Genomic DNA, 6,910 nt, shown 5'->3' on the forward strand with positions numbered 1-6,910 from the left:
GCTACCGAGAGCGGAACGCACCGGTTCCCGGTCTATTCACCAGCGGCAACCGGATCGCTTGTGACCGAGCACAATCGGGACCGGACGGGGATCAGCATCACCGGAACGGCCGCCGCGCCCACCGCCGCGCGCACGGTACGGGCGTGATCGGGCGCCGGCCGCCGCGACCAGCCGAGGACGACCAGATCGGCTTCCCGGGCCGCCACCTCGACCACGTGTTCGCCGGGTTCGCCGCTGCACAGGGTGATCTCGGGGCACGGATGCGGTACGAAGGGGAAGCGGAACCGCGCCCGGAATTCGGCCTCCCACGCTTCGCGGGCGTGCGCGGGCTGATCCCAGCATGCCGGTACGGTGCGTGCGTCGAACACGTGCAGTAGGACGAGTTCGATTCCGGCGGTGTGGAACAGCCGGGCGGTCTCCGACACCGCCCGCGCCGCCTCCTCGGTGCCGTCGAGCGGCAGCAGCACGCGTTCGACGGCGCCGGGTGTCCCCCCGGGCCGCGCCGTCACCACCGCGGGCACCAGGACCAGCGGATCGCCCGCGTGCGCGAGCAGCCACCAGACGCCGTCGTGGAAGCCGACGACGCCCATCAGCACGTCGGGATCGTCCAGGGCGGCGAGGAATTCGGCATCCGTGGCGTCCTTCGGCGTGCACCGCGTTCCCAGCCGCAGGGGCCGGGCCAGACCCGCCGCGATCATCTCCGTGGCGGGTGCGGGCCGGACCAGGAGGTCGGTCATGGGTTCTCCTCATCGGTGGGCCACCAGGCCGCGCCGACGACGGGGTGTGCGGCGCCGTCGCCGACCGCCACGGTCACCGGGCCGTCACTGTGCACGCCGACGCCGGTGTGGGTGATGTCGAGCCGAATGCGGCGGCCCAGGCAGTGGAAGGCCAGCCGCAGTCGCGGCCAGCGATCCGGCAGCACCGGCCGCACCCGCAGGACGCCGTCGCGCACCCGGATTCCGGCGAAGCCGGTGAGCATGGCCTGCCAGACGCCGGCCACCGTGGCCATGTGCAGCCCGGCCGCGGTGCTGCCGGTGCGATCGTCGAGATCGAGCCGCAGGGCCGCGCGCAGCATCTCCAGCGCGGCGTCGGCGCGCCCGGCGCGCGCCAGCAGCGCGGCCATGGTGGCGGGTGACAGGGAGGAGCCGTGCGCGGTGCGCGGACCGTAGAAATCGAGGTTGACCGGCAGTGAACCGGGTGTGGTCTCCTCGGGCACCAGATGGTGCAGCATCAGCACATCGGGCTGTTTGATCAGTTGCGAGCCGGTCACCCGGCGCTGGCCGAGCAATACGTCCACCGCCGTCGGCGGCCGAGCGCCGATATCGGCCATGGTGAGCGGTTCCAGCTCGAAGTATCCGGCGAACTGCTCGTAGCGGCCGTCCGGGTGCCCCTGGTCCACAATGCGCTCGGCCAGCTCCCGCCAGCGCGCGAATTCCGCCGCCTCCTCGGCGTTGCGGGGATGCAGGCGGGCGGCGCGGAGCAGATTCCAGCGGGCCATGACATTGGTGAAGGCATTGTCGTCCACCGTCTCGTGGTACTCGTCCGGGCCGATCACGCGGTCGATGTGGCCGCGACCGTCCGCGTCCATCCGTACCCGCGCGGCCCAGTAGGCGGCGGTCTCGGTGAGCAGCTCGCGCGCGGTGGTGTGCGCGAACTCGGGACGCCCGCACCATTCGGCGAAATGGTCCACCGCCCATGCCACATCGGCGGTGATGTGCTCCTCCAGGTCGCCGGTGAGAATGGGAACCTCGGTGCCGCCGAGGAATCCGCTGCGCGGGGTGACGTCGAAGCCGTCGGCGGCGGATTCCCAGGGGAAGCGCGCCCCCGCGCGGCCGTCGGCGCGGGCGCGGGCACGCGCGCCCGGCAGCCGCCGCAGCCGGTAGGCGATCATGGCCTCCGCGGCGGCGGGATCGATACTCGCCATGGCGGGCAGCACGAACGCGTCCGCGTCCCAGAACACGTGGCCGCGATAGCCGGAGCCGGAGATGCCGCGCGCGCCGACCGCGGATTCGCCGTGTGCGCCCGCGTTGTTCCAGAGCTGGAAGAGCGCGAACCGCACCCCCAGCTCGACCTCCGGATCGTCGGGCACGTCGATGCCGACGGCGGACCAGCGCCGCGCCCATACGCGGCGGTGGGCCGCGAGCAGGTCGTCCACCCCCGCCTCCCAGGCGTGGCGCAGCTCGCGCAGTGCCCGGCTCGCTCCGCCGTCGGCGGCGGTGGCGCAGGCGGTGATGCGATCCAGGCGTGCGGTGCCGCCGTGCGCTGCCAGCCGCTGGGAGGCCGCCGCGGCGATCTCGCCGCCGGTCTCATCGGATTCGACTCGCAAACAACGCGTTTCGGCACCCGGATGCGGGGAGACCGCAGCCAGTTCGGTGTGCCGTACCCCGAATTCGGGCGGCGGTGGATGCAGCGGTGGGCCGGGATCCAGCCGTCCGGCGTCCGCCTCGGCGCGCAGCACGAGCAGGCCGGGCCGGTCGGCACAGGCGAAACGGAGGCTGCGAAAGTCTTGCCCCCCTTCGGTTTCGATATGGTGCACGACTCCGGAATACAGATCGAGATATCGCCGACCGCCCGCTATCGGAGGCTCGATGCCGACGACGGTCCAGCGCGGCCCCTCCAGCAGATGTTGTTCCGGACCGGTTCCCGCGTACACCCCCTGGGCGAGCACGCCGGGTGCCGCGTCGACGTCGGCGTCTTCCGGGGCCCCGCGCGCGGCGATCCCCCGTTCCGCGACGGTGAAGACCGCCGCATCGGCGACCTCCGGGCGGCTCGCCCGCTGCGGTACCGTCCATCGCCGCGGATCGTGCGCGCGCTCGACGGCATCGTCGTCGGGTGTCGCGTCCGGAGCTATATCGAACAACCCCATTGTCGTTCATCTCCCTCGTCTTTCCTGCCCTGAGCGGGCCATACCTCTACGATCCGCCACGCGCGAGCCCGGTGCCACCCCCGGTTACGACAGTGCGCGGTAGCTGCCGCGGGTGGCCAGGGGACGATACGTGGGTCGATGCGTCCGCCGATCGATGAACGGCGTGGCATCGCAGAACCGCTGCGGCAGTGACGGGTTGGCGGAGCACTTCGCCGCGGCGGGCTTGCTGGGCGGTCGCTCCGCAATCCGGCGCGACGGCATGGTATACGGATCCCGAAGCGTGCTGAACTGAATTGCCAAGCAGCACAGCGCAATCAATGCCCCGACCAGCCATGCCATGGCACCGGAGTATCCGATCTGCTTGAACCACATCGCAATTCCGGCGGACAATACAGCGCCGACCGGGGCGGCAGCGCTCCACACCAGTCGGGCGGGGACGGCCCGCGCGGCGAGCACACAGCCCAGTCCCAGCCACCACGGGGGGCAGAGCGCGACCGCGCCCATGCCGTGCAGCGGTGCGGTGAACAGCTGGAGTGTGCCGGGATCCGAATGTCGCAACCAGCCGTCCACCACCGCGTTCGCGATCGAATAGGGTACGGCGACCGACAGCGCGGCGATCGCGATCCGACTGGTCCAGACCTTCGAATCCATGGATGCTCCTCTGGCAGGGGGACGCGCCGGGACGAACGCCGACGTCCGCCCCGACCGGCTGGGCGGTCGCGGTACCGACCGTCTCCTCAGCTCTATCGCCCCCGCCGCCGCGAATGTTGCCTCTCGGTTGCCAGGCGCCGATGTGTCGTCCGCCACCGGCCGTGGCGCACCCGCGCCAACCGTCCTCTCCCCCATGGCCCGCGCCCCGCCCCGGGGTTAGTGTCGGAGCATGGTGCGTACCGCTCCGGCCGCGGCGAGTCCCGACGAACCGGATCACGCCACGTCCGCCACCCGCCCCCATCTGGGCGTCGTCCCCGGCACCCCCGATCCGGGCGACCTGGACGCCGACCGTTTCACCCATCTGGTGTTCACCGCGGCGGACGCACGGCGTCTGCCCGCCTCCGCGCGCCACCGCGTCGCGGCCTACATCCATCTCCAGCTGGCCACCCTGGAGGAGTTCGGCGAAGTCGCCGACTCCGCCGGGCCATGACCCGAAACCACCACCGCGACCGGCGATTTCGCCCCGGATGGCACGGTCGCGGCAATTCGGTTGGTGCACGGCACCCGCGTTGTTAGGGTGTGCGACGTGAATTCCCCGGAGGCGTCCAGACGATAGCCGACCGGCCCACGGGTCGGTCGGCGTGGCGAACGCAGGTCCCCCCGGTCCGTGAGCGACCGGCGACCAGGGCTGCGTCGCGACGCCGGATGTGTTGTTCCACAACCATCTCGGGCGCCGTCCGCACGACCGCGCCCCACATACGGGGAGTCTTCTCTCATGCCCTTCGTGGTGTACGTTCTCGCGGCCGCGGTCTTCGCGCAGGGAACGTCGGAATTCATGCTGTCGGGGCTGTTGTCCCGGATCGCGCCGGACATCGGGGTATCGCTCGGCACCGCCGGGCTGCTCACCTCGTTGTTCGCCGCGGGAATGGTGCTCGGCGCGCCCGCCATGGCGATGGTGGCGAGCCGCCTTCCGGTCGGGATCGCGGTCACCGCATTTCTCGGCCTGTTCGGCGCGGTCCACGTGATCGGCGCGGTGACAACGGATTTCGGGATACTGTTGGCGACTCGGGTGGTCGCCGCGATCGCGAATGCCGGATTCCTGGCGATCGTGCTGGCCGCGCTGCCGCGCTGGGTCGGTCCGGCGCTGGTGGGTCGCGCCACCGCGGTCGTGGTGGCGGGGGTGACGGTGGCCTGCATTGTCGGGGTACCCGCGGGGACGGTGCTCGGACAGCTGTGGGGATGGCGGTGCGCCTTCTGGGCCGTCGCCGCCGTCAGCGCACTGCTGCTGGTGCCGGTGTGGGCGCTCGTCCCGCGCGGCGGCGACCGGTCGGCCGCACCGGGTCCGGCGCTGCGACGCGAATGGGCGGTGCTCGCCGACCACCGGGTGATCCGCGCCGTGGCGATCGCGATCCTGGTCAATGCCGCGACCTTCGCCGCCTTCACCTATCTCGGCACCATCGCCGCCGATCTCGGTGCGGGCCCGCGCTGGGTGCCGGTGGTGCTGGCGCTCTTCGGTATCGGCTCCTTCGCCGGGGTGACGCTCGCGGGGCGGTACGGCGACCGGTACCGCGACCGGATCGTCACCGGCGGCACCGGCGCGCTCATCGCCGTCTGGGCGCTCACCGCCCTGACCGCGCATACGCTCGCCGGGCTGGCGGTCATGGCGACGGTGGCGGGCGCGCTCGCCTTCGGCGTCGGATCGACGCTCATCGCCACGATCGTGGGGACGGCCGCACCGGCCGCGCCCCGGATCGCGGGCGCGGTGGCGACCACCGCCTTCAATATCGGCGCGGTGCTCGGTCCGGTGGCCGCCGGAATGCTGGTGGATGCCACGGGGCGGCCGGCGGCGGCGCTGTGGTGCGGCGCGCTGCTCGTCACCGTCGCCACGGCCGCGCTCGCCCTGGGCCGTCGCGTCGCCGTCCCGGAGGTGCCCACCGCGGCCCGCTGAGGCGGTCTGCGTCAGCTCCTCGGCGCGGCAAGGTCTCTCAGGTAGGCGCGCACGGCGGCCTCGATGCGCGCGGCATCGGTGGGGGTGACCAGTTCGTGCAGGGCGATGCCGTCGATGTACGCGTGCAGGCGCGCGGCCTCGGTCTCGGGGTCGCGCGTGGCGTGCAGGTGTCCGGTCGCGGCGAGGTCGGCACACAGCTGGCCGCAGAGGTCGGCGATGGCGCGCTGGGACCGCTCGGCGAGTTCGGCGAGGCGCGGATGGGCCGGTGATTCGGCGATGAGCGCGACATTGACGCGCATCTCGGTGCGGCGCCGGTCGTCGGCGGGCAGCAGTTCGAGCAGCATCGCCGTGACCATGTCCAGGGGGTCGGCGATTCCCGCGTGGTCGCGCACCCGCCGCTCCACGGTGGTGTGGACCAGTTGCATGGAGTAGGCGAGCAGATCGGCCTTGGTGGGGAAGCTGTGCCGCAGTGATCCGAGCACGATGCCCGCCTCCGCGGCAACGGTGCGCAGGGAGACGGCGCTGACGCCGCTGTCGACGATGAGTCGCCAGACGGCGGCGGCGACCTCGGCTCTGCGCTGGTCCTGGTCGATGGTCTTCGGCACGGCTTCGATATTAGCTCAACTGTGCTAGATTGAAGGTCTGTTCTAGCACAGTTGAGCTAATACGAGGGGTCGTGCGATGTTCGAACTACTGGGGGAGCACCCCATCGCCGGGGTCATCCTGGCCTGCGAAGTGGGCCTGTGGGTGCTGCTCGGACTGGGCCTGGCGCTGCGCTACCTCGCGCGCCTGCGGCGGCTGAGCACCGCCGTGCTGCTCGGCATTCCACTGCTGGACGTGGTACTGGTGATCGCGACCGCCGTCGACCTGCACCGCGGCGCGGTCGCCGACGCCACCCACGGGCTGGCCGGCGTCTACCTCGGCTTCTCGGTCGCCTTCGGCCCGACCCTGGTGCGCTGGGCCGACGCCCGCTTCGCCCACCGCTTCGCGGGCGGCCCGCCGCCGGTGCGGGCGCCCAAATCCGGCCCGGGCCGCCGTCGCCACCTCTGGCAGGAGTGGCTGCGGGTGGTGAACGCCGCGACCATCAGCTCCGCGACCCTGGGGCTCCTCGTCCTGTTCATCGCCTCGCCGGAGCAGGATCAGACCCTCATGTGGTGGATCGGCCGCGTATGGGTGGTCGCCGGCCTGTGGTTCGTCTTCGGCCCCCTCTGGGAATCCGGGCGCGGCGGCGAGAAGACGACCGACAAGGACCGGATCGACATCGGAGCCTGAACGCGCGGGCGCTAGCTGTGAATAGCGGTCCGCTATCGAGTCGCGGAGATCAACCGGCATCCGACGGGTGGCTACGGATCGGCAACCCACGACCGTCCCGGCCTGCGAAGAAAGCGGGCGACTGAGCACGGCCGGGCAACCTGTGGTCTGATATGTCCCCGAATGCCCCCAGA

7 protein-coding genes are annotated in these 6,910 nt (G+C 71.8%); 3 read left to right on the forward strand and 4 right to left on the reverse strand.

Features of this window, described 5'->3' with window-relative positions:
• Nucleotides 1–32: 32 nt before the first annotated feature.
• The 3 genes from QMO76_RS20250 to QMO76_RS20260 form a co-directional block, all read right to left on the reverse strand.
• Nucleotides 33–737: a universal stress protein gene (locus tag QMO76_RS20250; RefSeq protein ID WP_306362885.1), complete on the reverse strand. Its 705-nt coding sequence runs from the start codon at nt 735–737 to the stop codon at nt 33–35.
• The gene (locus QMO76_RS20255; RefSeq protein ID WP_306362886.1) at nt 734–2,866 is read right to left on the reverse strand and encodes a glycosyl hydrolase family 65 protein; all 2,133 of its coding nucleotides are present in this window, start codon (nt 2,864–2,866) and stop codon (nt 734–736) included. Before QMO76_RS20255 ends, QMO76_RS20250 begins: the two co-directional genes overlap by 4 nt.
• A gap of 84 nt (nt 2,867–2,950) precedes the next feature.
• Entirely contained in the window at nt 2,951–3,517 is a 567-nt protein-coding gene (locus tag QMO76_RS20260; protein ID WP_306362887.1) for a hypothetical protein, read from the reverse strand.
• Nucleotides 3,518–3,746: 229 nt separating this feature from the next.
• Between QMO76_RS20260 and QMO76_RS20265 the strand changes: the two genes are divergently transcribed.
• Nucleotides 3,747–4,007, forward strand: coding sequence for a hypothetical protein (locus QMO76_RS20265; RefSeq protein WP_306362888.1), 261 nt, complete (start codon nt 3,747–3,749; stop codon nt 4,005–4,007).
• 285 nt (nt 4,008–4,292) lie between these two features.
• Entirely contained in the window at nt 4,293–5,465 is a 1,173-nt protein-coding gene (locus QMO76_RS20270; protein WP_306362889.1) for a Cmx/CmrA family chloramphenicol efflux MFS transporter, read from the forward strand.
• A gap of 11 nt (nt 5,466–5,476) precedes the next feature.
• Here the strand turns inward: QMO76_RS20270 and QMO76_RS20275 are convergent, their stop codons facing one another.
• Nucleotides 5,477–6,070, reverse strand: coding sequence for a TetR/AcrR family transcriptional regulator (locus tag QMO76_RS20275; protein WP_306362890.1), 594 nt, complete (start codon nt 6,068–6,070; stop codon nt 5,477–5,479).
• Between the two features lie 76 nt (nt 6,071–6,146).
• Here QMO76_RS20275 and QMO76_RS20280 point away from each other — a divergent pair, with 76 nt between their 5' ends.
• Nucleotides 6,147–6,737: a hypothetical protein gene (locus QMO76_RS20280; RefSeq protein ID WP_306362891.1), complete on the forward strand. Its 591-nt coding sequence runs from the start codon at nt 6,147–6,149 to the stop codon at nt 6,735–6,737.
• Nucleotides 6,738–6,910: the final 173 nt, after the last annotated feature.

The sequence above is a fragment of the Nocardia sp. CC227C genome, assembly GCF_030767025.1.
Classification (GTDB): domain Bacteria; phylum Actinomycetota; class Actinomycetes; order Mycobacteriales; family Mycobacteriaceae; genus Nocardia.

Coding starts and splice junctions, on each gene's coding strand:
- QMO76_RS20250 (WP_306362885.1), bottom strand. CDS start 737: ATGACCGACCTCCTGGTCCGGCCCGCACCCGCCACGGAGATGATCGCG.
- QMO76_RS20255 (WP_306362886.1), bottom strand. CDS start 2,866: ATGGGGTTGTTCGATATAGCTCCGGACGCGACACCCGACGACGATGCC.
- QMO76_RS20260 (WP_306362887.1), bottom strand. CDS start 3,517: ATGGATTCGAAGGTCTGGACCAGTCGGATCGCGATCGCCGCGCTGTCG.
- QMO76_RS20265 (WP_306362888.1), top strand. CDS start 3,747: ATGGTGCGTACCGCTCCGGCCGCGGCGAGTCCCGACGAACCGGATCAC.
- QMO76_RS20270 (WP_306362889.1), top strand. CDS start 4,293: ATGCCCTTCGTGGTGTACGTTCTCGCGGCCGCGGTCTTCGCGCAGGGA.
- QMO76_RS20280 (WP_306362891.1), top strand. CDS start 6,147: ATGTTCGAACTACTGGGGGAGCACCCCATCGCCGGGGTCATCCTGGCC.